The 25326-nt window shown below is 64.0% G+C and carries 22 protein-coding genes and 1 tRNA gene; 6 read left to right on the plus strand and 17 right to left on the minus strand.

Annotated elements, in window-relative coordinates; translation table 11 throughout:
- The first annotated feature begins 741 nt into the window (after window positions 1-741).
- On the plus strand, window positions 742-1077 hold the full coding sequence (locus tag KGZ40_00705) for a hypothetical protein (GenBank protein ID MBS3956043.1): 336 nt from the start codon (window positions 742-744) through the stop codon (window positions 1075-1077).
- The gene (locus KGZ40_00710; GenBank protein MBS3956044.1) at window positions 1067-2158 is read left to right on the plus strand and encodes a helix-turn-helix domain-containing protein; all 1092 of its coding nucleotides are present in this window, start codon (window positions 1067-1069) and stop codon (window positions 2156-2158) included. Before KGZ40_00705 ends, KGZ40_00710 begins: the two co-directional genes overlap by 11 nt.
- Window positions 2159-2167: 9 nt before the next feature.
- Here the strand turns inward: KGZ40_00710 and KGZ40_00715 are convergent, their stop codons facing one another.
- The 3 genes from KGZ40_00715 to KGZ40_00725 form a co-directional block, all read right to left on the minus strand.
- A complete protein-coding gene (locus tag KGZ40_00715) occupies window positions 2168-2617 on the minus strand; it encodes an ATP-binding protein (GenBank protein MBS3956045.1) in 450 nt (149 codons plus the stop codon).
- 97 nt (window positions 2618-2714) lie between these two features.
- Window positions 2715-4133, minus strand: coding sequence for a hypothetical protein (locus KGZ40_00720; GenBank protein ID MBS3956046.1), 1419 nt, complete (start codon window positions 4131-4133; stop codon window positions 2715-2717).
- A 115-nt stretch (window positions 4134-4248) separates the two neighbouring features.
- On the minus strand, window positions 4249-5184 hold the full coding sequence (locus KGZ40_00725) for an HNH endonuclease (protein MBS3956047.1): 936 nt from the start codon (window positions 5182-5184) through the stop codon (window positions 4249-4251).
- Window positions 5185-5331: 147 nt separating this feature from the next.
- On the opposite strand from KGZ40_00725, the gene KGZ40_00730 reads away from it, so the two are divergent.
- Window positions 5332-7299: a DUF2075 domain-containing protein gene (locus tag KGZ40_00730; GenBank protein ID MBS3956048.1), complete on the plus strand. Its 1968-nt coding sequence runs from the start codon at window positions 5332-5334 to the stop codon at window positions 7297-7299.
- A gap of 5 nt (window positions 7300-7304) precedes the next feature.
- A complete protein-coding gene (locus tag KGZ40_00735; protein MBS3956049.1) occupies window positions 7305-7646 on the plus strand; it encodes a nucleotide pyrophosphohydrolase in 342 nt (113 codons plus the stop codon).
- Window positions 7647-7871: 225 nt separating this feature from the next.
- Here KGZ40_00735 and KGZ40_00740 read toward each other — a convergent pair whose 3' ends face one another.
- The 8 genes from KGZ40_00740 to KGZ40_00775 all read right to left on the minus strand — a co-directional run bounded on the left by KGZ40_00740 (window position 7872) and on the right by KGZ40_00775 (window position 18031).
- Entirely contained in the window at window positions 7872-9023 is a 1152-nt protein-coding gene (locus tag KGZ40_00740; GenBank protein MBS3956050.1) for a Fic family protein, read from the minus strand.
- Between the two features lie 437 nt (window positions 9024-9460).
- Window positions 9461-10282 carry a hypothetical protein gene (locus KGZ40_00745; GenBank protein MBS3956051.1) on the minus strand — a complete coding sequence of 274 codons (822 nt, stop codon included), beginning with the start codon at window positions 10280-10282 and terminating at the stop codon, window positions 9461-9463.
- Between the two features lie 15 nt (window positions 10283-10297).
- Window positions 10298-11809, minus strand: a complete 1512-nt coding sequence (locus tag KGZ40_00750) for an alpha-hydroxy-acid oxidizing protein (protein ID MBS3956052.1) — start codon at window positions 11807-11809, stop codon at window positions 10298-10300.
- Window positions 11810-11811: 2 nt separating this feature from the next.
- The gene (locus KGZ40_00755) at window positions 11812-12966 is read right to left on the minus strand and encodes a glutamine amidotransferase family protein (protein MBS3956053.1); all 1155 of its coding nucleotides are present in this window, start codon (window positions 12964-12966) and stop codon (window positions 11812-11814) included.
- 44 nt (window positions 12967-13010) lie between these two features.
- Window positions 13011-14348 carry a hypothetical protein gene (locus KGZ40_00760; GenBank protein MBS3956054.1) on the minus strand — a complete coding sequence of 446 codons (1338 nt, stop codon included), beginning with the start codon at window positions 14346-14348 and terminating at the stop codon, window positions 13011-13013.
- A 243-nt stretch (window positions 14349-14591) separates the two neighbouring features.
- Window positions 14592-15929 carry a magnesium transporter gene (gene mgtE / locus KGZ40_00765; GenBank protein MBS3956055.1) on the minus strand — a complete coding sequence of 446 codons (1338 nt, stop codon included), beginning with the start codon at window positions 15927-15929 and terminating at the stop codon, window positions 14592-14594.
- Between the two features lie 84 nt (window positions 15930-16013).
- Window positions 16014-16547: a response regulator gene (locus tag KGZ40_00770; protein ID MBS3956056.1), complete on the minus strand. Its 534-nt coding sequence runs from the start codon at window positions 16545-16547 to the stop codon at window positions 16014-16016.
- 44 nt (window positions 16548-16591) lie between these two features.
- Window positions 16592-18031 (minus strand): histidine kinase N-terminal domain-containing protein, encoded by a 1440-nt coding sequence (locus KGZ40_00775; GenBank protein MBS3956057.1) that lies wholly within the window; start codon window positions 18029-18031, stop codon window positions 16592-16594.
- Window positions 18032-18140: 109 nt separating this feature from the next.
- Here KGZ40_00775 and KGZ40_00780 point away from each other — a divergent pair, with 109 nt between their 5' ends.
- Together KGZ40_00780 and KGZ40_00785 are read left to right on the plus strand one after the other, a co-directional pair.
- Window positions 18141-19502, plus strand: a complete 1362-nt coding sequence (locus tag KGZ40_00780; GenBank protein ID MBS3956058.1) for an HD domain-containing protein — start codon at window positions 18141-18143, stop codon at window positions 19500-19502.
- Between the two features lie 53 nt (window positions 19503-19555).
- A tRNA-Leu gene (locus tag KGZ40_00785) sits at window positions 19556-19642 on the plus strand.
- Between the two features lie 23 nt (window positions 19643-19665).
- Here KGZ40_00785 and KGZ40_00790 read toward each other — a convergent pair.
- From KGZ40_00790 to KGZ40_00815, 6 genes are all read right to left on the minus strand, one after another.
- The gene (locus KGZ40_00790; protein MBS3956059.1) at window positions 19666-20460 is read right to left on the minus strand and encodes a TIGR00730 family Rossman fold protein; all 795 of its coding nucleotides are present in this window, start codon (window positions 20458-20460) and stop codon (window positions 19666-19668) included.
- A 69-nt stretch (window positions 20461-20529) separates the two neighbouring features.
- Window positions 20530-21081, minus strand: coding sequence for a class II aldolase/adducin family protein (locus tag KGZ40_00795; GenBank protein ID MBS3956060.1), 552 nt, complete (start codon window positions 21079-21081; stop codon window positions 20530-20532).
- Window positions 21082-21155: 74 nt separating this feature from the next.
- Entirely contained in the window at window positions 21156-22394 is a 1239-nt protein-coding gene (locus tag KGZ40_00800; GenBank protein MBS3956061.1) for a 6-phosphofructokinase, read from the minus strand.
- Between the two features lie 43 nt (window positions 22395-22437).
- On the minus strand, window positions 22438-23406 hold the full coding sequence (locus tag KGZ40_00805; GenBank protein ID MBS3956062.1) for an acetyl-CoA carboxylase carboxyltransferase subunit alpha: 969 nt from the start codon (window positions 23404-23406) through the stop codon (window positions 22438-22440).
- The gene (locus tag KGZ40_00810) at window positions 23403-24284 is read right to left on the minus strand and encodes an acetyl-CoA carboxylase carboxyltransferase subunit beta (protein MBS3956063.1); all 882 of its coding nucleotides are present in this window, start codon (window positions 24282-24284) and stop codon (window positions 23403-23405) included. The genes KGZ40_00805 and KGZ40_00810 overlap by 4 nt, the downstream gene beginning before the upstream one ends.
- Before the next feature lie 47 nt (window positions 24285-24331).
- The gene (locus tag KGZ40_00815; GenBank protein ID MBS3956064.1) at window positions 24332-25273 is read right to left on the minus strand and encodes a hypothetical protein; all 942 of its coding nucleotides are present in this window, start codon (window positions 25271-25273) and stop codon (window positions 24332-24334) included.
- Between the last annotated feature and the right edge of the window lie 53 nt (window positions 25274-25326).

A 25326-nucleotide genomic window follows, 5' to 3' on the forward strand; every position in this document is an offset into this window, starting at 1 on the left:
TCGTCCTGTGGATTCTGGGGATAGTGTGGACAAGCCGCCCTGCTCAGACCGCACAAACGCTGCGATCGACCGCTTGTCACATCGGTGCGCGGATCTCACGATTTCCGTTGCTTCTCGCCCGGGATGGCGCATAATCCTACTTGCGAGGTCGTTGAAGAACTCAGATGGGCCGAAGCCGCAAGGTGGACGGTTCGTTCGAGGAAAGCAGCGGCCTCGCGCTTTTTGCGCTCATGTGACCCCCGCAAGGGCGCACCGCAATCTCAAGATGAGTATATCCACGCCAGGGACGACATTGCCTAACACCTCACGGGGAAGTCGCGTACGACAATCTCGACACCGGACGTGACCGCTTCCTCCACGATGCGCTCGACCTCCCTGAGGACGATCGTGGTCCGGTCCCGTCGACGGTGACGGTTGTCGTCCCCATAACGGTCGGGCCGGCCGCACACACAGCGCACTTCATCGCCGCCTCCTGAAGCCCTCGTGCCAGCGCCGGGCACTCGGTCGGTACACAGTCACTACGGTTATCGCATTGCTCGGCCGAGAAGACGGCTCCTCAACTCCCGTCGCTCACTCCCCACCCGAGGCCCATAGGCTGAGCGCATTCTTGCGCCTTCGCGCAGCAAGTACTAATCCGAGTGGTACTTATTCCACGAGGCAGCAAGTTTCGGGATTGTCCTTTACCAATCCGGTAAACTCTTGTACCTTTACCATATCGGTAAAGTCCGGGGACGAGGTCTCATGGAGGTCGACTACGCCACGAAGAAGCTCGCTGACACCCTCACCCAGCACAAACGGAGGGTGCGAGAGTATGGCGCCCTCGCCGAGAAGATCCACCGCCGCATACTGGAGCTGATAGCGGCTGACACCCTCGAGGTTATGCGCTTCGCTCCGGGCAGATGTCACGAACTGAAAGGTGACAGGGCTGGTCAACTCGCGGTCAGCATCACCGGCAACGTCCGTCTCGTCTTTCGGCCGCACGATGACCCTCCCCCTACGAAAGACGATGGCGGCCTCGACTGGACAGCTGTCACGGCGATCACCATCTTGGAGGTAACGGACTACCATGGCGACTAAGTACACCTACGACCCTAGAACCGACCTGCCTGTCGCTCCAGGAGAGACCATCCGGGAGATTCTCGAAGAGCGGGGAATCCTGCAGGCCGACTTCGCCGTGCGCCTAGGCAAGACCGAGAAGTTCGTGAGCCAGCTCGTCAACGGCAGGGCCTCGCTCACGCATGACACTGCTATCGAGCTGGAGAGGGTTCTTGGAGTCCCGTCATCATTCTGGAACAAGCTCGAGTCTATCTACCGCGATGCACTTGCACATCAGCGCCAGAAGACCGATGCGGCGGCACAGGCCGAGTGGGCGAAGTCGTTTCCACTCAAAGTAATGGAATCGCACGGCTGGATCGCGCGCGAAACCGGTTCAGCCGAGCAGGCCGAGGAGCTCCTCCGCTACTTCGGTGTCGCCACGATCGATGCCTACCAAGACTACTGGGGCGCGGATAAGCGGCTCGCCGCACGAATGAGCACGGCCTACACCGCCGAGACGCCCGCCATCACCGCATGGCTGCGCGCGGGAGAGCGCCAGGCGGAAGGGATTCGCACCGAACCGTTCAACGAGGCGGCGTTCCGCGAAGTTCTTGGTGAACTGCGCTCAGCGACCAGTATGCACCCGGAGGAGTGGCAGCCCATCATAGTGAAACGCTGCGCCGCCGCCGGTGTCGCCGTCGTGTTCGTGCCCGATCTACCCAGGACCCGCTGTCACGCGGTCAGCTGGTGGGCTAACCGGTCACGTGCGGTGATTCAGCTTGGTCTCAGATACAAAACCGATGACCAGTTGTGGTTCAGCTTCTTCCACGAGGCGGGACACGTGCTCCTGGACGAACGGCGCAGCGGTCGCATCTCTGACCTCAACGGCGACCCGCTAGCCGAGGAACGAGCGAACGCATTCGCCGCCGACTTCCTGATCCCGCCCGAGAACTACGAAGCGTTCAGGTCGCAACCCGGTCGCCTGAGCAAGACCAGCGTGAAGGCATTCGCCGAGGAGATCGGAATCGCACCGAGCATCTTAGTCGGACGACTGCAGCGCGAGGGGGTCATTCCGTTCAGCCACATGAACGCCCTCAAGACGAAGCTGGATTGGACCGGCTAGCTCTTGCGGTTATGAGGACTTCCACCCCGCACCCTCCTCGGCGGCCATCTGTGGCTGCTCGGCCTGGGCCGCCTCGGCGAGGAAGTCGTCCTCTTCGTGCTTGCCTTCGCTTCGGCTCTTCTCGACGCGCACCATCACGGGGATGCGGGTGAAGAGTCCGGAGAGCAGCGCCTCTCCAGTGTTGAGATTGGGCAGCGTCATCGCCTCGTCCTCGCCCATCGTCTCGACCACGTCGCGGATGTAGCGCTGGTCGTTGGGGTTGACGATGCGCAGGACGAGGAAGCTGTTGGCCTGCGAGAGCACGGTCGCGTCGATGCGGCTCGGGCGCTGCGAGATGAAGACGAGGCCCATGCCGTACTTGCGGCCCTCGGTGGCGATCTGCTTGATGATGGGGAGCGAGGGTGCGCCGGAGCCATCGATGCGGTTGGGGACGTGGCGTGGTAGTGAGCGTATCCCCAAGCGTCATCATGTCCGAGCTCGACGAGAAAGTAGCCGACGTCCTCCAGAGCGGCAGCCTCCTACGATCGAAAGAACGGTCTGATTCAATCGTCTTCGACTAGCGATCATCGAGTACGACCTGCCCGTCGAAATTGACGTAGACCGGCGTGATCGATCCTCGTTTCTCACCTACGCCCACGCGATACATGACCACAAACTGCGACCGCAGCATCGCCCCGAACGAGTTCTGGCTGTCCACATAGCCGGATACACGAACCTCTCCGGATTCCTTCTCGAACCCCCATCCGTCGAGGGGGCTCAGGAAGCTGCCCGGAAACTTCGCAGTGCTGGGAGACTTCAAGATTGCCTTGATCAGGATTTCCGTGCGGGCTTTAATCTCCGTGGGACCGCCTACATCGTCCCAGTACACGTAGTCAATGTTCCGCTTACCGCCCGAGTACAGCTTATCGAGATTCTCGTCCATCACTTCCGAGACCTCGTCTCCACGAAACATCACACCGTAACGCACGCCGACCATCGAGTCCCGCGATTCGACCAGGAACGTATCACCCTCGTCGGTGGCATCTCGCCCGACAACCTCGCCGATGTACTTGATGCCAGCGACGTGTGCAACGTCGATGAACGCTCGCGCCTGGACGTCAGACATCCCGCCTGACGTCAACCGCTGATACTCTTCCGTCCCCCGAACTGCCTCGAGAGCCGCCTGTCGCTCGGCCTCATCTTGTGCTGCCCGTTCCTCTTCGGCCCGCCTCTTCTCCTGCGCGAGCTCAGCCTCTCGCTCAGCCGATTCCTTCTGAACTGTCGCGACTCGCTCCGCCTCGAGCCTCTCCTGCTCTGCAATGCTCTCAGCCTCCAGTCGCTCTTGATCTGCGAGCCGTTGCTGTTCCTCTCTCTCGAGACGGGCGGCCCGCTCCCGTTCCTGCTCCTGCTGCTGCGCAAGCCGTTGCGCTTCAGCCTCTGCCTTATACGACGGCGAGTGCAGCGAGTCAGCAACAGCAAAGCTCACGAAGAACAGAATCAAACACGTAGCGAACCCGATGGCATTAGCAAGCACGTTCCTTCGCTTGAAGAGAGGAAGTCTTTCCCTGTAGCCGAAATCCGACAGCGCGAGCGCGGGAGTTATCAGCAAGAGGGAGAGCATCACGCCCTTGAGCACCTGAAGGAAGATGTCTCGAGCATCGGCTGAGGGCGATGCGGATGGCAAAACCGCGAAGAGCGTGAAGAGCAGCCAGAACACGTAGTATGCCAATGCAAGCACCATCTTGACCGGACTCCGCGACCTGAAGCCAAGGAGTCTGCCGCTGCGACAATCTGGAATCTCTGCACTCGCGTTTTCGTCCACCCGAAGAGAAATCGCCCATACGCGCATGTCTTCCGAGAGCCACGCAATCTGATCGAACGCGTCGTACTCAAGCACCTGTTCGAGCGTTACTGAAGTCCCGCCGATGGCGAATGCCCCGCTGAGGTGGTCGTACGTCAACTCCCGGCCATCAACGTACGTGCCGATCTGCTGCATCCCACTCCCTTGTCCAGCGCTTGTGTTCTCGTACAAGTCCATCCGACATCCCCCTGTGTCGACGAAACGCAGATTGCGCTCCAGCCGAAACGCGGCTCCCGCCCCGCTCGTGACCCTACCCCCGCCATACTTCCTCCACATGCCACGCGAGCAGTTCACGGTCCGGCTGCAACTCCTGTGCGGCTGGCACGTAGAGCTGCCGGCCAGCCTCAGCATAGTAGGTACGCCCGTTGTGGAAGTCGTCATACAATGCATCGCTGATAGCGAAGCGGTACTCCGACGTGACGGTCACATAACCGAGGTCAAACAACTTGTGGATGTCGCTGCGCAGGAGTAAACCGTTGCACACGTCATGCGTGCCGCCCGCCGAGTAGGGCTTGATGTGTGCGGCTTCGAGCACGGGCAGCGAATGCTCCCCGGTCACCGCGCACGCGCGATCATAGGCGTCAAGGACAGACACGCGAAAGATGCCCTGGCCGAGCCTCGGTGCAACGAGCGCGGGTTCGCCGTAGCGGTCGGCGGGGACTTCGGCAATGCCTAGCTGTCCGCCCAGCCCGGCGGAGCGCTCGAGGCATGCGGTGAAGATCCGCAGTCCCTCGCCTGTAGTGAGATCCTCGCCTCGACCGCTCACGATATTGGGAGCCCAGTCATCCGGTTCACGAATCCAGAGGGCCTCAGGGAAGAAGATCGGACTCGCGACCATGATGCAACCGATGTGGTAGTCGCCGGGGCGCTCGGGCGGGACACTCTTGTTGCGCCTACGGTAGCACTCGATGCGGGCACGCATCTCGTCGAAGTCACGAGCGCCGTTTGTGATCCCGAAGCTCTCCCACGCAAGCCACGCAGGCAGCACACTGAACCGGGCGAAGTAGCCGAAGCCGGCAATGGCGTTGTGCGGTGCCTTCAGGCGGAAGAAGAACGGTTCACCGGGCCGGATCGCCTTGAAACCTCGGCCGCCTGACGGCTGCCAGAAGTTGACCTCGTCGAGCGAGGGCTGGCTGCCGAGGAACCGGTACCACTCGTAGTCGGTGTTGCCGATGTAGCCCCGCATGGAGGCCTCCCCGCGCCTCGTCCGCTACACACCTCTGCGGAGGAGGATAGCATGAGTGCGCCGACCAACTGCCCGCTCCACCTGAGGCTCGCTCGCCCATTCTGCTACCCTGAGCGCACCCACAACCCGTCCCCTCGGGAGCCGCCGATGCTCGTCTACCAGGCCACCAAGCAGGAGTTCATGGATGATGTGGACCGCGACGCCATCGTCGACCACATCACGGCAGCATTCGAGCGCAAGGTTCATCGCGCCAACCCCCGTGAGGTGGAGTCTTGGCGCAACTCGATGCAGTACATGTATCGCGTACTCAACACTGACGCCCTTCCCGGTGGCTGCGGCGTGGCCATCGAGTTCGGCGTGCCATACACGAGCAGCCGCATCGACTTCCTATTCACTGGAAGACACGACGACGAGCGTGACTCGGCGGTCATCGTCGAACTCAAGCAGTGGAGCGAACTTGAAGCGGTCCCGGAGAAAGACGCGATCATCCGAACCTTCGTCGGCGGCGCGCACCGCGAGGTCTCTCACCCCTCGTATCAGGCGTGGTCGTACGCGCGGATGATCGAGGACTACAACGAGGCGGTCCGTGACGCACAGATCGAACTCATTCCCTGCGCATACCTGCACAACTATCGCGCCGCCGAGGGCTACGACCCCCTCCTCGACCCCGCGTACCTCGAATACCTCGAGCGCGCGCCTGCGTTCTGCCACGGTGATGCGCTCGCGCTACGGGACTTCATCTGCCGTCACATCACCCACGCCGACGACGGCCAGGTGCTCTACCACATCGAGAGCGGTCGGCTGCGCCCGTCGAAGTCACTGCAAGATGCGCTCTCCAGCATGCTCGACGGCAACCAGGAGTTCGTGATGATCGACGACCAGAAGGTCGTCTTCGAGCAAGCCGTCTCTCTCGCGCACGAGGCGCAGCGCACCGGCGAGAAGCACGTACTCATCATCCGAGGCGGCCCGGGCACGGGTAAGTCCGTAGTAGCCGTAAACCTACTCGTGCGCCTTACTGCGGCGAACATGGTCGTGCAGTACGTCTCCAAGAACGCCGCACCGCGCAATGCCTACTCCGCGCTGCTTCGCGCACGCAAGCGCACCAAAGCCTACATCGACAATCTGTTCCGTGGCTCGGGCGCGTTCCACGAGCTGACTGCAGAAGCCTTCGACGCGCTGGTGGTTGACGAAGCCCACCGCCTGAACGAGAAGTCGGGCATGTACGGCAACCTCGGCGAGAACCAGATCAAGGAACTCATCTCGGCGGCGCGGTTCACGGTCTTCTTCATCGATGAGAGTCAGCGCGTGACCCTGCGCGATGCCGGGACCGTCTCCGACATCCACGCGCACGCCCTCGCACTCAGCGCGCACGTCCACGAGACCGACCTGTTCTCGCAGTTCCGCTGCAACGGCTCGGAGGGCTACCTCACGTGGCTCGACGACGTCCTGGGAATCCGTCCTGCCGAGGAGCAGATCACGAACCTCGACTACGACTTCCGCGTCTTCGACGACCCAAACGAGATGCACGCCGAGATCGAGCGACTGAACGAGACCGCCAACAAGTCGCGTGTCGTGGCCGGCTACTGCTGGGACTGGGACGGCTCGAAGCGCTCCGACCCCGGCCACCACGACATCGACATGCCGCAGCACGGCTACAAGCGGTCGTGGAACCTCGGCTCGACGCCCACGTGGGCGATCGACGAGGGCTCGGTCGATCAGGTGGGCTGCATCCACACCTGCCAGGGGCTTGAGTTCGACTACGTGGGCGTGATCGTCGGCGACGACATGCGATCCGAGGACGGCCGGATCGTCACCGACGCCGCCGCGCGCTCGAAGATGGACTCCTCGCTCAAAGGTATCAAGAAGCTCGCGAGGGACGATTCCGAACGCGCCGCTCGCATCGCAGACGAGCTGATTCGCAACACCTACCGCGTGCTCATGACGCGTGGCATGAAGGGGTGCTTCGTGTTCTGCACGGATGCAGCGTTGGCGGAGTGGATGCGGAAGCAGGTGCCAGACGGGGTAGGTGTTGGTTACGTGCCCGTCTCCACCGCGCCACCCATAGCCGCTGAAGGCTTGGCCGCCGCCACTACCCAAGACCCGCTGGAGGGCTGATACCTATGCTCAACGACCTCACTCGCCGCATCGTCGAATTCCGTGACGAACGCGACTGGAAGCAGTACCACTCACCGCGCAACCTCGCAGCCTCGATCACGATTGAAGCCGCGGAGCTGCTTGAGTGCTTCCAGTGGAGCAGTGACGAGACCATCACCGAAGATGTCGCCCGCCGCCGTGACCAGATCGAGGCCGAGATTGCCGACGTGCTCATCTACGCGCTCCTGCTCGCACACGACACCGGCATCGACCCGGTTGCCGCTATCGAACGCAAGCTCGCAGCGAATGATGCGAAGTACCCGGCGGATAAGGCACGCGGGAAGCGGAACAAGTACACGGAGCTGTAGTCCCCATCACGCCACCGTGCGTGCCCGTGCCCAGGCGGCCGACCGCAAGCAGGACACTCTGGTGCCTGTCGCGACACTCCGCAGGAAGCGCATCGCGGCCAACCAGGATCAACCGGAGCGTCACATTCGGCACAGTACTCTTCGTGATATGACATCAGACCCCCTGAGTCGAGCCAACAACGTGGCGATTCAGTTGAAGCGCTTCCCTCTAATACAGCGCCATCATCACACCCCCTCTGATAGCAGGTCGAGGTAGCTCGAGTAAGCGTACACCCGATTGCGCTTCTTGCCGGTAAGCTCCCGCACGATTCCCAGTTCACCGAGCTTGTCCATAGCAGATGCCGCGGCGGGGTACGAAAGCCCAGTCCACTGTACGACTTCGGGAAGAGCAGCCACCGGCCGGGCCTTCAGCGCCTCGTGAACGCGATGCACCGAGCCTGCCTGTCTCCCGAGTTCACGAATGCGTCCCGCGTCCGCCTCAAACGCCCCTACAAGACTGCGGGCGGTCCGGACGGCGTCATCTGCTGTGGCCTCAACACCTTCAAGAAAGAAAGTGATCCACGTCTCCCAATCACCCTGTTCGCGACATGACATGAGCAGCCGATAGTACTCCTCACGGTGTTGCTTCAGATACAGGCTCAGGTAGAGAAGGGGCTCTCGAAGGAGTCCTGTTGCGCACAGGAAGAGTGTGACCAACAGCCGCCCGACGCGGCCATTGCCGTCCAGAAACGGATGGATCGACTCAAACTGCACGTGAGCAAGCGCTACCTTGATGAGCACCGGTACGCCATCGTCCTCAGCGTGAAGAAACTGCTCCAGTGCCCCCATAGATGCGCCGACCTCATCATGCGGCGGTGGCACGTACAGAGCATTGCCTGGACGCGTGCCTCCGATCCAGTTCTGGCTGCGTCGGAACTCCCCCGGATCCTGCTCGCTTCCCCGGCCCCGGGAAAGGAGAGTCCGGTGAATCTCACGGAGCAGCCGAGAGCTAATCGGGAATCCGTCGTTCAGGCGCCTCATCCCATGCTCCAGGGCGGCAACGTAGTTGCTCACCTCAACGACATCATCGATCGGGACACCGGGTGCCTCCTCCAGTTCGAACAGCAGAAGGTCCGACAGGGATGATTGCGTGCCCTCGATCTGAGACGAAAGTACGGCCTCCTTGCGCACATAGGTGTAGAGAAACAGTCCTGTGTCGGGCAGGAGGGTCGACACGCTGTCGAGCCTGCCGACAGCGAGCGATGCGCGCTCGAGTGGCATCTGCAGTACAGCAAGATCAAGCGGCGGATCGGGCGGCAACGCGGCGGGGACGAAGGCTCGAACCTCCTCGCCACCGTAGACTGTCTTCTCGAACCTTCCGGTTGGACCCCTGCGCACCACTCGCTCCAATGAATGAGAGTTTACTAACGCTCAACACTATTAAACCTTAGTCTGCTAATCTTGAATAGTGAGTGCGTCAGCCGCGGGGAATCGCATCCTGGTCGAGGAACAGGTGATCGAGCGACCAGCGCCCCCCCCTGTCCGGCACCGGCGGTTCCCGCGCCACGAACAACCCCGTCCGGATAGTCGGCCAGCAGACTCTACAGCACGTCCTCCGAGTCGTAGCCCGACTGCAGAAGCAGCGTCAGGTTCCCGTCTCTCCTCATCCTCTGCGATGTCCAGCTGACACGCAGTCTGCGTAAGCACGGCGCACCGACGGCTGGGGCCGGGGAGGTCTCAGGCGAGTTCCGCAGCAAGAAGGGCCGCCCACCGGGCGGCCCTACGCAGCGAGGACTGTCTGAGCCTGAGAACTCCCCGGGCCCCTGACCCCCCACCTACACGTACGTATACAGCTTCCCATACGGCCGATGGCTGACCGGCACCACCTTCGTGAACGGTACCGACAGCACCTCCTCGGCAGCCATCCCAAACCACTCGCAGTACTCCTCGACCACCGGCCGCAGCGCAGCCATATCGGCCTCACCCGCCGCAAACGTCCCCACCTCTTTCCCGCACTGCCACGGCTCGACCTCGCCGCGCACGTAGATCACACCGCCGTGCATGCCCGTGCCCAGATAGCCGCCCACCGGCGGGCCCTCGATGCGCGAGTCCATGCCCAGTAACACGAGCATTCCGCCGGCCATGTACTCGCCAAAGAAGTCGCGCGCCTTGCCGCCGCAGACCATCACGGGCACGTTGCCCTCGTAGGACTTCATGTGGATGCCCACGCGGTAGCCCACATCCCCACGCACGAACACTCGCCCGCCGCGCATGCCGTAGCCCAGCACGTCGCCTGCGTCCCCGTGAACGATCACCTTACCGGCGTTCATCGTGTTACCCACGCCGTCCTGCGCGTTGCCAAAGACCTCGACCACGGGCCCGTCCATGAACATCGCGAGGTCCTGGCCCGCCGTGCCGTGCACCTCGATGTGCACGTCTTTCGCACTCAATCCCGTGCCGATGTAGCGCTGCCCGTTCACGCCGAGCAGCCGCACCGTCTTCGCGCCCGCGTCGATCGCGGTGCGCACGGCAGCGTTTACCTGCTTGTAGTACACCCGCTTCGCGTCGATCGTCGCCGTGTCACCATCGAACGTGACCTCCGGCTCAACCTGCACGTAGCCCTGGATGGGCCCGGCTGCTTCTTTGACCGCTGCCATCTGCCAACGCCTCCTCTAAAGTCCCGCGGGCTTGACGCCCAGGATGTTGCACGTCTGCTCGTCGAGTCCGATCGAGCGCAAGCGTTCGCGGCTTCCGCGCAACGACTCGACCGCGTTCACGCCGAGCGCGCCGAGTATCTCCTGCAGCTCGTGGCTCCATGCGCTGACGAGGTTCACGAGACGCTCGGCACCCCACTCGGGGTCGACGCGCCGCGTGAGCTCGGGCTTTTGCGTGGTGAGCCCCCACGAGCACGAGCCGGTGTGGCACCCCTGGCACATGTGGCACCCCAGCGCCATCAGCGCCGCCGAGCCGATCGCCACCACATCGGCCCCCAGCGCGATGGCCTTGGCCATGTCCGCCGAGGAGCGGATCGAGCCGGCCACCACGATAGATGCCTGGTTGCGGATGCCCTCGTCACGCAACCGCTGATCCACGACCGCGATCGCGATCTCCACCGGTATGCCGATGTGGTCGCGGATGATCTGTGGCGCCGCTCCCGTGCCGCCGCGAAAACCGTCGAGGTAGACGTAGTCTGCCCCGGCGCGCACAATGCCGCTCGCGATCGCGGCGACGTTGTGCACGGCGGCGATCTTCACACCAACCGGCTTGTAGTCGGTCGCCTCCTTGATCGAGTAGATGAGCTGGCGCAGGTCCTCGATCGAGTAGATGTCGTGGTGCGGCGCGGGGCTAATCGCGTCCGAGCCCTGCGGGATCATCCGCGTGGCCGAGACCTCGCGGTCGATCTTCTCGCCCGGCAGGTGCCCGCCGATACCCGGCTTTGCCCCCTGCCCCACCTTGATCTCGATGGCGGCCGCGCGGTTCAGGTACTCCGGGCTCACACCGAAGCGTCCCGAGGCCACCTGCACGATGACGTTATCCGCGTACGGGTAGAGGTCGGCGTGCAGCCCGCCCTCGCCGGTGTTCATGAGGATACCGAGCCGCTCGGCAGCCATCGCAAGCGAGCGGTGCACGGGCAGCGAGACCGAGCCGTAGCTCATCGGCGAGAAGACGATGGGCGTGGCAAGCTCGATGTTCTTGGCGATCTGGTCGCTTTCTGAAAGGCGGAAGCCGCCGTTGCCGTCAGAGACCACTTCTACCGAGTCCGGCTTGCGGCCCAGGTACGTCCGCAACTCCATCGGCTCTCGGAGCGGGTCGATGGAGGGGTTGGTGACCTGGCACGCGTCGAGCACAAGGTGGTCGAATATCTTCTGGTAGGGCTTGTCGTTGCCCATGCCGGTGAGCATAACGCCACCCGTCTCGGCTTGGCGCCAGATGGCGGTGCGCAGACCCGGTGACCAGTTGGCGTTCTCGCGCATCGCAAGATCGTTCTTCTTGATGGTGATGCAGTGCGCCGGGCAGTACGTCACGCAGCGGTGGCACGCGCGGCACTTGGCGTCGTCCGGGATGGGACGCTCGGAGAACGAGTAGACGTTCCACCCGCACTGCTGCACGCACCGGCCGCACTTGTGGCACTTGTCGTAGTCGATGTGGACCTTGAACTCGGGTTGTATCAGAGTCTGCGGCATGATTAGCTCACTCCTACGGTCTCGCGGACCTCGACGCGAGCGATAACCGGCTCGCCGGCCTTGGGCGCCCAGACGCGGTCCGGCGCGTCGAGCACCTCGCGAATAGCGCTCTCTTCCGAGGCGACCATGAGCACCGAGCCCTGGCGGGCGGCAACCAGCGGGCGGAGTTTGATGCGGTCGTTGAGCGCCACCATGCCGCCGTTGAAGCCGAGCACGATCGCGAACGGACCGTTGAGCATGCCCGGGCCATAGACGGCGCGCAACGCGCGCATGACGGCGCGCTCCTGTGGCGGCATGCGGTCGATCTCGGACCACAGCGGGCTCGCGAGCGCCTTGCACGCGAGCTCGATGGGCAACTTGTGGCGCCGCAGCATCAGATCGAAGAGATACGCGGCGACCTCGGTGTCGGTCCCGAGCGAACACGTGTAGCCAAACGCCTCGAGGTAGCGCGAGTTGATGCCGTAGCTCGAGATCTCACCGTTGTGCACGATCGACCAGTCGAGCAGCGTGAAGGGGTGCGCGCCGCCCCACCAGCCCGGCGTGTTGGTGGGAAACCGGTTGTGCCCCACCCACGTGTGGCCCTGGTACTCGTCGAGCCGGTAGTAGTGGCCGATCTCCTCGGGAAAGCCCACTCCCTTAAACGCGCCCATGTTCTTGCCACTGCTCGCGACAAACGCGCCATCGACCGAGGAGTTGACGCGCATGACCACGTGCACAACGAAGTCCTCAGGCGTCATCTCGGCCTCTTCGAGCTTGCGCGCGTTGGGCACGAGGAAGTAGCGCCACAGCAGCGGCGCGTCGCTGATACCTTTCACGCGGCGCGTGGGCATCGGCTCGGCGAGATCGACCTGGAAATTGGCGCGCAGAACCGTCTCTGCGTCATTTCTCGCCCGCTCGTCGTGGTACATCATGTGGAAGCAGAAGTGGTCCGGGAACTCGGGGTAGATGCCATAACCCGCGAATCCGCCGCCAAGCCCGTTGCCGCGGTCGCGCTGCACGGCCATCGCGCGAATTGCGACCTTGCCACTCATAAGTCCGCCGGACTCGTCACAGATGCCCATGAGTCCGCACCCGCCGTGGATCTTGTAAGGCGCCTCGGCACCGTACGCGGGACGCGTGCTAGCACACGTGCCTTCGCGGTCCGTGAACGCCGGCATCCTGGTGGTGGGCATCCGCTCGAGTAGCGGTTCGAAAGCCATCTCTACTCTCCCTCGTTCTCGAAGTGGCGGCCGATCAGCCGCGCTACGGCGTCACCGCCGGTGGCGGGCAGTGGTGCGAGTCCGAGCTTCTTGCGCGCAGACTCTTTGGGCTTGCCGAGCGTTCCGGTCTTAAGGAACGTCTCGTACGCCGAGGTAACCGACTCCGGCCCGCTACCCGCCGCTATCGCGAGCTCCTTGAGCTGCCTGAACGTCTCGGCCATGCCGATGCCGGAATGACACAGCTCCTGACAGGTGTAGCACTCGAGGCACTTCCAGAGCTGGCCGTCGGACACGACCTCGTCGAGATGTCCGCGCACGAGATCGCCGATGATCTCTGTCGGCGCGAACGAGGTGTCGACCTTGCAGACCGGGCAATCATCCTTGCACGCCTGGCACGAGTAGCACGTGCCGAGAAGAGCGACGTCGAAGTGCTCCGCGAGGCGGATCCTATCGACCGTGCGAGAACCCCAGCGCGCGAGGAACGGCTCGACGGAGACGCGGTGCATGGAAAGACCGAACTCCTCGGGCTCGTGACCGTAAGTCAGGGCGAGAAGCTCGGCGAGGTAGAGGACGGGCACGTGGATATCCTCGTTACCGCGCTGCAGCGCTGCCTGGTTGAGGTCGAACTGCTGGAAACAGCTCGGGCACACCACCACGAGTGCGTCGACCTCCTCGCGCTGCACGTCGGCGAGCTTGCGCCGCGCGAACGCGAGCGAGGTCTCCCGCTCGCCTACGCGGTCGAGCGCGCCGCCGCAGCACTGCATCTTGGTGGGGTAGTCGACCACACGCGCGCCGAGCGCGGTGATGAGCGCCTCGACCTTGGTGGGGTGCAGCGGGTCGTCCCAACGCACGGCCGGCTGCGGACGCAGCAGATGGCAGCCGTAGTGGACGGCGATGCGCATCCCCCACAGCGGCTTGACGACCTTCGATGCCACAAGCCCCGTGCCGATCTCGTCGACGAGCCACTCGGCGAAGTGCACGACCTTGTTCGAGCCGCTGTAGTGGAGCTCTTCTGTGGCGAGGCGCTCGTTGATCTCCTCGCGCTCGCGCCACCCGGTGCGCAGATGGCTCTGCGCCTCCTTGAACGTCGAGTAGCAGCCGTTGCACGGGGTCACAACGTCGAGCTCGGCCTGCTCGGTGATGGCGAGGTTGCGAGCGGCTGCGGTAAAAAACGCGCGCTCATCGCTCGCCTTGACGAGGACGCCCTCCGGACAGCACGTGTGGCCTGCAAGCTCGTGCACGGTGGCGCCGAGGTCGTCGAAGACCACACGCGTCGCCTTCTCGATGAACGGGAAGCGCGCCGGGATCGTGCATCCCCAGAACGCTGCGAACTCTCTCATGTCGCGCACCCTCTCTCCAGCCGAGACACCCGGGCGGCCCCGGAAATACAAAAAGCCCGCCACAGCCCTTGGTGGGCCGGGCGAGCTTCATCGCTCGTCACAATGTGAAGTCGACACGCCGTTGTGCCGTCTGCGGACAGTGTAGCACGCAGCGTGCCGCCAAGGAAGCGCAGGTGCCCTGCACGAGCGCCCTGCACAGGTGCCCCGCGCTCGCCCTACTCGAACTCCCCCGCTCCCTACCAGCTACAGCGAGAGCAGCCGGGAGGCGACGAAAAAGTAGATGAGCAGTCCGGTCACATCGACTATCGACGTGATCATCGGACTCGACGCAACCGCGGGATCCCAGCCAATCCTTGTAAAGAAGAATGGCAGAGACATGCCAAACAGGTTCGCCACGAGTACGATGCCCGCCATCGAGATCGCCACCACCACGCCGATCATGACGTTGCCGTGGAACATTCCGAGGAAGAAAGCTCCGCCAGCGAGCGTGATTCCGAGGGCGAGGCCGACCCCTATCTCCTTGAGAAACGTCGTGAACCACTGGTCAAGGGCGACATCGTCGGTCACCAGCGCGCGTACCATCAGCATCGCCGATTGCGACCCGGTGTTGCCCCCGGAGGCGATGAGCATCGGGATGAAGAAGGCAAGCGCGATCACTTCCGTAAGCATCGTCTCGTACGCCGCAACGATAGACGACGAAAAGAGGTTCACGAACAACAAGATCGCAAGCCAGCCGATCCGCTTGCCGTACAGGTCCCGAATGCTCAAACGACGGTAGCTCTGGCGCAGCGGGGCGACTGACGCGGTGCGATGGATGTCCTCGGTGACCTCTTCTTCGAGGACGTCGAACACGTCATCGGCGGTCACGATGCCGATGAGCACGCCCGCCGAGTCCACGACCGGAAGCGCGATCGTGTCGTGGCGCCGCATCTCGCGCACCGCTTCTTCCTGGTCATCGAACGCCGAGACACTCGCGTGCACCGGTTCCATGACATCAACCACGCGTTGCTCGGGCTCGGCGAGGATGAGCCGCCGCAACTCGCACACGCCCTCGAGACGCCAGCCGCTGCCGATCACGTAGAGCACGTCGATCGTCTCGGAATCGCGTCCCCGCTCCCGCACGTGCGAAAGCGCGTGAGCGACGGTCCACTCGGGACGGATGGCAACGTAGTCGGTCGTCGCGAGGCGGCCAACGCTCTCCGATGGATAACCGAGCAACTGGCGCACCTCAGCGAGGTCTTCCGCGCCGAGAAGGTTCAGGAGCTTTTGCGTGATCTCGCCTGGAAGCTCCTCGAAGAGCTCCGTGCGGTCGTCCGGAGCCATCGCGGCGAGCAGGCGGCGTGTCTCCCGATCGGTAAGTCCGCCGAGAATGACGTCCTGGTCGTGGCCGTCAAGGTAGGAAAAGACTTCATCCGACAGATCGCGCGGGAGCAGCCGGAAGACGAGCAGGCGCTCGGGCATCTCCACGCCGAGCAGGAGGTCCGCGACCTCGGGTACTGAGAGCTCGGCGAGCAGGCGGCGTACCGCGAGCCAGTCATGAACGTCTACGAGGGCGCGTACCTCGTCACGCACCTCCTCGATGCTGCTCGTCTCGGTGTGCATGCGCCACCCTCCTCTCGCTCTCGACCGCTTACCTCACCCCGCATCACCCTCCAGCACTCAAGGTTACCCCTCTTGCGCTTCCTCCGCGAGAAGAATCGCGTCAGCAACCTGCTTCAGTGTGATCCGCCGGTCCATCGCGAGCCGCTGTAGGCGGGCAAACGCCTCAGGCTCGGTCATCCCGCGCGCCATCAGCACTCCCTTTGCACGGTCAAGCAACGTTCGCGTCGCGAGCCGCTCGGTAAGGTCAGAAACCTCCTCGGCGAGTTGACTCGCCTCCTTGAAACGCGCGGTCGCGACGTGCATCGCGCAAATGACGTCGGCCTTGGAAAACGGCTTGACGAGGTAGCCCATCGCCCCCGCACGGCACGCCTCCTCGACCTGGGCTGATCCCGAGAACGCCGTCACCATGACGACCGGCGCTATGCGCTCATCCCCGATCACGGCCGCCGCCGCAAGCCCGCTCATCACGGGCATCTCGATGTCCATGAACACGACGTCCGGGGCGAGCGAGCGCGCCATCTCGATGGCGGCGCGTCCGTCCGCGGCCTCGCCCACGACCTCGTGACCGTCCTCTTCTACCATCTCACGCAGGTCCATCCTGATGATGGCCTCGTCTTCGACTATCAGCACGCGCACGGACCTCACTCCTCCTTGGCGGCATCAGCCGCCGTGCCGCCGGACGCACGCAGGGGGACGCATACCGTCACCTTTGTGCCGCGATCCGAGCTAAACGTCAGGGTCCCGCCGAGATCATCACGCACGATCGTGCGAACGATAGCCAACCCCAGATTGCCCGTCGCACCCTCGTCGAATCCAGGCGGCAATCCGCGGCCTTCATCGCGGACAGCGACGATGAGCGTTGCGGGCGATCGCCGCAGTGAAACCGTCACCGCACCGGTGGCGCCGTCGCCCATCCCGTGCTCGATAGCGTTGTGGACGAGTTCGGCGACGACGAGCGCGAGCGAGGTCGCAACGCGGTCTGCAACGGTGCCGGCCTCACCTTCAACCTCTACAATCACGGCTGAGTGTGGGCCGAGCAGTCCGCGTGCCACCATGTCCACCACGATATGAGCAGCTGCGGTGAAGTCGACTTCGTCTCCCGCCGAGATCGCAAGCATGTCGTGGACCACCGCCATAGACGCGATGCGCTCGACCGCCTCGGCGAGCGAACGGCGTGCCTCCTCGCTCTCGGTTCGGCGGGCCTGGATGCGCAGCAGGCTCGCGATCGTCTGCAGGTTGTTCTTCACGCGGTGGTGGATCTCGCGTATGGTCGCTTCCTTAACCGCGAGCTCGCGCTGGCGAGCGTGAGCCTCGGTAAGGTCCTCGACGAGCACGAGCGCTCCGTGGTCGAGGCGCATCGCCCGGTAGTCGAGGACGCGGGCGCCGACCTCGACCTGAGTGTGCGCCGCCCGGCCGGCACGATCGAGCAGGACAGGCGCGAGCGCGACCAAGCCGCCTGGCAAACGTGTGGCCGGCATGCCGGTCACTCTCCCCTCCACCCCCGCGAGCCGCATGATGTTGACAGCGTTGGGACTCGCGTATCCCACCGTGCCGCCCGCGTCGATTCTCAGCACGCCGTCACCCGCCCGGCGGCCCGTCGCAAACGTCTCGCCGTGAGTCGTCGTGAACGGCATCCGCGCAAGGATTCCGAGTACCTCTTCAACCGCGTCCATGAACCGGCGCTCCATCGTGCCTGGCGCCTCGAGCACCTGTAGCGAGATATCGCGAATCACCACAGCAAACACTTCGCCCGACGGGGCGTGGACGGGGTAACTCTTAGTCACGTACGAGATGCCGCCTGTCGTGCGGCGGCGCGTCCCTTCCACCGGTACGCCAACTTGCAGCGCCTCGTACGCCTCCTGTTCGCGCTCAGGCGGGAGCGCGAGTCCTTCCCGAGTCGCGCGGGAGGTAGTCGGCGCCGTCATCGGACGCGCGTCTGCAACTACCGTAAGAACACCCCCCGGTCCGGCAAGCGCAAGAGTCGCGTCAGCGTAGCCGAGATCGGCGATGAGCTGCAGGTTCGCTTCGATCGCCTCGGCGTGTCTGGCGGTTGAGACGGCATTTTCGACGGTGTCTGACATGCGCCGAGTATATCGCGCATCGACAACTAGCCGTTCGTCCGGATGTGGTGACCTTTCGTCATCCACTCACCGATACACCCAGTATGGTCGGCCGATGAGGAGGACGCCCGTGCGCACAGACGGATTCAACGGCACGCTCCAGCGCGAACGTCACTTGAACGCGCTCTCCTACGTGGTCATCGTCGCGCTTATCGCCATCAGTGGTGTCTTGCTGTTCATGTTGCTTACCAGCACGCCCGTCCCTGACGCGTGGCTATTTACGGATCACGTATTCCGAACCGTGTTCACCGGCCTGCTGCTCGCCATAATCTTGTACATGATCGATCAGCGCCGCCGCTTGCGAGGTGAACTCCTGGCGGCCCACCGGCGACTCGAAGATGCGAACCGTGAGATCACCTCCGCCCTCGGCCGCCTCAGCTACGCCCAACACGTAGCCGAGGTCATGACATCGCTTACTCAGACCGACGCGCTCGAGCGCGTTCTCCGAGAGTCAGCCCAGCATTTTGGTGCTGAAGCCGCCGCCGTCGTGGGTGAGGAGGTGACGCTTTTTGCTGACGAGTCGCTTGAGTACTCCGCCGCGCACACCGTTGCGCTCCAGGTCGCTCTCGACGCGGTGCGCGCCGGAAAGCCGATTGAGATCTCGAACACGCAGACCGGTTCAGAAGCGCTCGCCGTGCCACTGCGCATCCGAGGCGAGCTGGCTTCGGTATTGTGCCTCTGGAAATCCGGCGAACCGTTTGACCCGGACCACCTCGAAGGACTCGGCCTCGTCGCCCGGATCATCGAACTCGCCAAGGAAAACCAGCTCCTTCTCGCCGAAGCGCGTACCCAGCTCGCTGGCACACTTCGCACGCTGGCGACCCTCATCGACAGCCGGGTTCCGGAGTACCGGCGCCGTAGCGCGCTGATCGCTGAGCACGTCGTGTCGGTGGGCGGGCGGCTCGGCCTCGAGGAGCGGACGCTCAGCGATTTGCGGATCGCCGCGATGCTCGCTGATGTCGGAATGCTCGAGGTGTCCGACTCGATCATCTTGGCAGAGCGTCCCCTCACACCCGAGGAGACCGCCCAGATCCGGCTCCATCCCGCAAAAGGCGCGTACGTCGCCCGCAACGCCGCGTTCTCGCCCACCGTGCAAGAGGCGATCCGCGACCACCACGAACGCCTCGACGGGTCCGGGTATCCGCGGCGGCTAGTCGGGGACCAGATCGCGATTGGAGCGCGCATCCTTGCGGTTGCCGACTCGTTCAGCTCGATGACGAGTCCGCGGCCGTATCGGCCCGCAATGAGCATTGATCACGCGGTCTCGGAACTCATCCGCGGGGCGGACGTTGTGTACGATCGCAGAGTCGTGCAAGCGTTCATCGAAGTAATCGGCTATAGATCACCTGACCGCGTCACCGCTCAGAGCGCCGATCCGATCGCCGAGCAAGGCCGCGGCCGTACACGCAAGGAGCGTGTCGGGATCAACTAGGCGCATCCGTGCCGCTTCGGTACAATCGGCGAGCGGCACACGTGCCGCACCGTGCCCGGGTGGCGGAACAGGCAGACGCGCCGGTCTCAAAAACCGGTTCCTGAAAGGGAGTGCGGGTTCGATTCCCGCCCCGGGCACCATGTACGAGCAGTGCGCACAGCGCTCAGCCCGCCGAAGGCTCGGACGCTGCCCCGCCGGTGTTGCCGTTACAGCTCCGGGGATGGTCGCGGATATAGTCGACCGCCTCGTCAACCGAGTCGGTCATAAATATCCGGTCGATGTCGCTCGCGTCGATCGTCCCCTCAGCCACGAGCCGCGCTTGAAAGAAATCGATCATCGGCTCCCAGAAGTCGCAGCCCAGCGCCACGAGCGGGAACCCGTCGATCTTGCCGGTCTGCATCAGCGTGAGCGTCTCAAAGAGCTCGTCGAGCGTGCCATACCCGCCGGGCAGGATGACGAACGCGCATGAGTACTTCACGAGCATCACTTTGCGCACAAAGAAGTGCTCGAACTCGATGAGGCGATCGACGTACGGGTTGGCGTGCTGCTCGAACGGAAGATGGATGTTCGCGCCGATCGAGAGTCCGCCGGCCTCTCTCGCACCGCGGTTCGCCGCCTCCATCACGCCGGGTCCCGCCCCCGTCATTACCGCATATCCGCGCGTGGCAAGCGCCGCGCCGAGGCTGCGCGCAAGTGTGTAGTACCGGTGGCCCTCCTCGAAGCGTGCCGAGCCAAACACGGTAACTGTCGGTTCCTCAATCGAGAGAAACTCAAATCCTCGCAAGAACTCCAGGAAGTAGCGCACGGCGCTTTCGACGTTGTCCGAGTGCTTGCGCTTGCCACGCAGAAACTCGGCCTCGGTGCCTTTGACCTGCTCGAGCAAGGACGGCTTCTGGAGCGCCCTGCTAAGCGGCAGGTCACGTCGGGACGCCTCGTACGATCCGCTGTCCGCGTTCACCGCGCCTCCTCACTGTGATAGATCCGGTCTGCGATTTATCACCGGCTGACCGGTGAGCCATTACGCGAGCTACTCCAACAGGTCAAGGACGCGGCACGCCGCTTCGAGGCACGTGACGTGATAGAGCGCCTCCTCGAGCGTTGCGCCGATCGCAAACACTCCGTGTGTCGCGAGCACTGCGATGGGATGCCCAGCGAGCGCCTCGGCAAGTAACGAAGCCGCTTCAGCCGAGCCGATCGTCTCAGCGGCGCGCACCACCGGGACGGCCCCACCGAGCACGTAGAGCGCCTCTGAGTCGACAGGCGTGATCACGTCATAGCGTATCGAGCGCGCAATCGTGTGAACGGGGTGCGCGTGCACGACCGCACGCGTAGCTGTCTCCTCGTAGAGCGCGCGGTGCACGACGAGCTCGCGTGAGCACTCGGCATCGCGATCGCACGCGGACGTCCGCGTCCACACGACGTCCAGGTCGCCCAGACGCCCGAGCATCGCGCCACGTCTCGTGATGAAGATGCGACCGCCGTGGCGCTCCGAGAGGTTGCCGCCATGACTCGAGATCGCTCCAGTCAAAAAGAGGTCACGCCCTACCGCAGAAAACCGCTCACGAACATCCGCGTCGATGATGGGGTCGAGCCGTTCCACGCATCCTCCTTCAGGGGCGCCTCTGCCTCCGCCTCCACCAAAGTCGTCGGCCCTTAGCACTCCACGGTGTCGTGGCCGGATTGCTGGTATTCGAGCGCACGCGCGAGCCGGTAAAAATCACTCCCCCGCTCGATCATCCGGACGCGCGTCTTGAGCGTTGCCGGATCGATCAGGTCGCTAAAGGGCACGTAGGTAAGCTCGAGCTGCTTCTCGACGCTCACCATGTGACCGCTCAAGCCTTCCTCGGCCAGCGCACGGAACGCCCCGAACCCGAGCTGTGTGCCCAAGAGCACGTCGAACGCGCTCGGCTCTGCGCAGCGCGTCTCATACCCGATCTGCTTGTGGCGGACCTTGATTGGCTCCCCGGTGATCGTCTCGTACGCGTTTTCGATCTCGCCCGAAAGCAACCGGCCTACCTGCGCCGCGCCGAGAGTGACGTTGCCGTGCTCATCAACGCTTTGAGGACGCTGGTCGTCGGGCAGGCGATCGGCGAGACCCTCGGCCACGCAGATAATGCCGTACTCGCGACCGTCCGCTTTACGCGCCACGATGAGCTCGGCTAGATCCCGCGCGACCGACCGCGCATCGAAGTCGCCGTCGAAGTCCTCCACGGAAAGCATCCGCGTCGCCTCGCCCGCGATGCCAGAGGCGTACGTGAGCCAGCCCGCCTTGCGGCCCATGAGCTCGAGGACGTACCAGACCTTTGTCGAGCGCGCGTCAGCCCCGAGGTTTCTTATCTCGCCCGCCGCGTAGTGCGCCGCCGAGAAGAACCCGAACGTCCAATCGATCCCGAAGTAATCGTTGTCTATCGTCTTGGGCAGATGGATGATTCGCACGCGCCTGAGCTCAGGCATGAGTCCTTGCATCGTGTAGAGGTAGTTCGCTGTCTTTAACGTGTCATCTCCGCCGATGGACACGAGCGCGTCGATCTCGTGCGCGTCAAACGCGTCGAATACCGCTCTTAGCCTCGCGTTTTTCTCCATGTCTACGAGGTCAGCTGAGGACTCTATCCGCTTGCCGGGGTTCGCGCGCGAGGTGCAAAGCACGATGTCCTTGCGGTTGCGAATCTGCGAGACGTCGTCACGCTTCAGGCACCGGTAGTGCGTGCCTTCCACGAGAGGCGTGGTGGCCGAGTGCCGCTCGAGGTTCTCGTAACCGTCGAGAAAGCCAATGACGCACACGCCTGCGTTTAAGAAGCTCAGTGCCGCGGCAGAGATGACCGCGTTGGCCGCTGGGGCCGGACCGCCAGAGAACAAGATGCCGACGCGCTTGATATCGTGCGAATGACTCACAGAACACACCTCCACACGAGCAGTTCAGGTCGTCGGATGGTACTTACCCGGCGCCTTCCTCGATGACTCCGACCCGGCGCACTCGCTCGTGGCGTGCGGCGACGAGCGCCTCCGCGTCGAGCGGCAAGAGATCCCTGAGTGCGGCTACGACGCGCTCTTTGACCGCACCCATCACGCCAGCCGGATCGCGATGCGCGCCGCCAAGAGGCTCGGCGACGATCTCATCGGCGATACCGAGGCCGACGAGGCGGTCCGCCGTCAGCGAGAGACACGAAGCGACCTCGGCGGCCTTGCTCGCGTCCTTGTGGAGGATCGAGGCGCACGCTTCGGGGCTGATGACCGAGTAATACGAGTTCTCAAGCATGATGAGCCGGTTGCCAAAGCCGATCGCGAGCGCGCCGCCCGAACCGCCCTCGCCGATACCTACGCAGACAACCGGGACGCGCACTCCCGCGAGCACGCTGAGCGCCTCCGCGATCGCCCACGCCTGACCGCGCTCCTCAGCCTCGATACCGGGGTACGCACCCGGCGTGTCTATAAACGTGACGATCGGCAACCCGAAGCGGTCGGCGAGGCGCATGGCGCGGATAGCCTTTCGAAAGCCCTCAGGGTGCGCCATGCCAAAGTTGCGCGCGAGGTTCTCGCGCGTGTTCTTACCCTTACGGTGTCCGAGAACTACCGTTCGCACGCCGCTGATCGTCGCAAGCGCGGCGATAATCGCTTCGTCGTTCCCAAAGAGCCGGTCACCATGGAGCTCTACGACGTCGGTGAAGAGCGTGTCGAGGTACTCCTGCGTCTTGGGCCGGTCCGGATGACGGCTGATCTGGACGCGCTCCCACGGCGCTAGGTCCCGGTACGTCCGTTCGCGGAGCTCTTCTATCTGCTTCGCGAGAGCTTCCACCTCGCCCGAGAGTTCCGGGTTGGCGGTCACATCGATACGGCGCAAACCTTCGAGCTTGGCCTCCAGCTCCGCGAGTGGGCGCTCGAACTCCATCGTGAAGCGGCGGGTCATCGCGCACCACCGCCGTTGGCTCCGGCAAGGTAGTCGAGCACGAGTCCGAGCCGCGCGGGAAGTTGTCCGCGCGGAACAACGTCGTCGACCATGCCATGCGCAAGCAGGTACTCGGCGGACTGGAAGCCCTTGGGCACGCTCTGGCGGATCGTCTGCTCGATGACGCGCGGCCCGGCAAAGCCAATAAGCGCGCCCGGCTCGGCAAAAATGATGTCAGCAAGCACCGCGAAGCTCGCGGTCACGCCGCCCATCGTGGGATCGGTAAGCACCGAGACGTACGGCAGCCGGGCCTCTGAGAGCCTGCGCGCCGCGTCGGCGGTCTTGGCCATCTGCATGAGCGAGAGCATGCCCTCTTGCATGCGCGCTCCGCCCGACGCGATGACAAACACGACGCCGCGCCGCTCCGCGACGGCAAGCTCGAAAGCGCGAGTGACCTTCTCGCCCACCGCTGAGCCCATCGACGCCCCGATGAAGCGGAAATCCATCGCGCCGAGGACCACCTGGTGGCCCGCCACCGTCGCCCTGCCCGTCACGAGCGCCTCGGCGAGCCCGGACTTCTCACGCGCGCCCGCGAGGCTCGCGGCGTAGGGCTTGGCGGCGGTGAAGCCGAGCGGGTCGGTCGAGGTGAGGGCCGCGTCGATCTCCGCGAAGGAGCCGGGGTCGGCGATAAAAGCGATCCGCTCGGCGGAGGTCATCGCAAAGTGGTGCCCGCAGTGAGGGCACACGCGGGCGTTCTCGATGAGCTGGCCCTCGTAGACGATGCGCTTGCAGCCGACGCACTTTACCCACACGCCTTCGGGCACGTCCGCTCGCGACGCCTCTGAGGCACGCGGCGTCGTGTAGCGACTTGATTCGCGTGCCTTGAACCAATCTGAGATGGACAAGTCCGTCCCCTGTGTCGCATCGGTGCCCGCGCGCGGTTGCGCTACGAGATGGTGAAGTCCGCCCGTCCCTCGAAGACTTCGAGCGCCTCATCAGCGGACGCGTCGGCGAGCGTGATCGCGCTGATCGCCTTGGTGAGACGCACCGCCTCGCCGAGCGGGCGCTGGTGGATGTTGCGGCCGGTGGCGTTCCCGGTCGCGTCGCCCACGTGGATCTGCTCCCAGAGCTGGGTGAGGAACGTCTTGGCATCGACGGTCGATCCACCGGCGCACACAAGACCTGTGCGGCCTGAAGCGAGCGAGGCCTCTTTCAGGAGCTCGGCTGAGGAGAAGGCGCTGTTGCCCTTAGGCGGATTGACCTTCACAAAATCAGCGCCGAGGCTCACGGCGACACCGGCGGCGCCGGCGATCAAGTGCGCGTCCTTCTCGTCAGCCACAGCCTTGCCGCGAGGGTACATCCACAGCACGACGAGCATGCCGACACTGTGCGCGTCGGCGATGAGCTGGCCGGCCTCCGCCATCATCTGTGCCTCGTACTCCGAGCCGATGTAGATCGTGTAGCCGAGCCCCACGACGTTGACGCCGTTGTCGCGAAGGTCGATGGCGGTCTGGATGTCGTAGAGCTGCGGCGAGTACGGGTCTTCCTGGCTCGTCTTGACGAGGTGCGTCTTGCTGTTGATCTTGACGAGGTAGTTGATGTCCGGGTAGTCGGCGGCGTACTGGGCGATGAGGCCGCGCTGTCCAGCGAGGATGCCGATCGTGCCCTGCGACCCGATGCGGAACAGGTGCTCGGGATCGGCGTCCTCCGCCGAGATGCCCTCGCCGTAGAAGTCGTCGTTTAGGTGCTCGATCTTCTGGTCGCAGGCGAAGAGCATAAGGCGGCCAGTGCCGCGGGTGGCGGCCATGTAGTTGTCGATGTAGGTCTCGCGTGCCTCGGCAGGCACATCGGCCGGAACACGTACCTGGTCACGGGTAATACTCGGCATGGAAAACCCCTCCTGGTCTATGGTCAGGCTCCGGGATACAGCGCGCCCGCAGG

It is taken from the genome of Clostridiales bacterium (assembly GCA_018333995.1).
Taxonomy (GTDB): domain Bacteria; phylum Actinomycetota; class Coriobacteriia; order Anaerosomatales; family SLCP01; genus JAGXSG01.

Excerpts from the sequence above, each read along its gene's own strand:
- KGZ40_00720 (MBS3956046.1), bottom strand. The coding sequence starts at position 4,133 with ATGCAGCAGATCGGCACGTACGTTGATGGCCGGGAGTTGACGTACGAC.
- KGZ40_00750 (MBS3956052.1), bottom strand. The coding sequence starts at position 11,809 with ATGCCGCAGACTCTGATACAACCCGAGTTCAAGGTCCACATCGACTAC.
- KGZ40_00745 (MBS3956051.1), bottom strand. The coding sequence starts at position 10,282 with ATGGCAGCGGTCAAAGAAGCAGCCGGGCCCATCCAGGGCTACGTGCAG.
- KGZ40_00735 (MBS3956049.1), top strand. The coding sequence starts at position 7,305 with ATGCTCAACGACCTCACTCGCCGCATCGTCGAATTCCGTGACGAACGC.
- KGZ40_00760 (MBS3956054.1), bottom strand. The coding sequence starts at position 14,348 with ATGAGAGAGTTCGCAGCGTTCTGGGGATGCACGATCCCGGCGCGCTTC.
- KGZ40_00805 (MBS3956062.1), bottom strand. The coding sequence starts at position 23,406 with ATGACCCGCCGCTTCACGATGGAGTTCGAGCGCCCACTCGCGGAGCTG.
- KGZ40_00705 (MBS3956043.1), top strand. The coding sequence starts at position 742 with ATGGAGGTCGACTACGCCACGAAGAAGCTCGCTGACACCCTCACCCAG.
- KGZ40_00725 (MBS3956047.1), bottom strand. The coding sequence starts at position 5,184 with ATGCGGGGCTACATCGGCAACACCGACTACGAGTGGTACCGGTTCCTC.
- KGZ40_00755 (MBS3956053.1), bottom strand. The coding sequence starts at position 12,966 with ATGCCGGCGTTCACGGACCGCGAAGGCACGTGTGCTAGCACGCGTCCC.
- KGZ40_00710 (MBS3956044.1), top strand. The coding sequence starts at position 1,067 with ATGGCGACTAAGTACACCTACGACCCTAGAACCGACCTGCCTGTCGCT.
- KGZ40_00815 (MBS3956064.1), bottom strand. The coding sequence starts at position 25,273 with ATGCCGAGTATTACCCGTGACCAGGTACGTGTTCCGGCCGATGTGCCT.
- KGZ40_00770 (MBS3956056.1), bottom strand. The coding sequence starts at position 16,547 with ATGGACCTGCGTGAGATGGTAGAAGAGGACGGTCACGAGGTCGTGGGC.
- KGZ40_00775 (MBS3956057.1), bottom strand. The coding sequence starts at position 18,031 with ATGTCAGACACCGTCGAAAATGCCGTCTCAACCGCCAGACACGCCGAG.
- KGZ40_00730 (MBS3956048.1), top strand. The coding sequence starts at position 5,332 with ATGCTCGTCTACCAGGCCACCAAGCAGGAGTTCATGGATGATGTGGAC.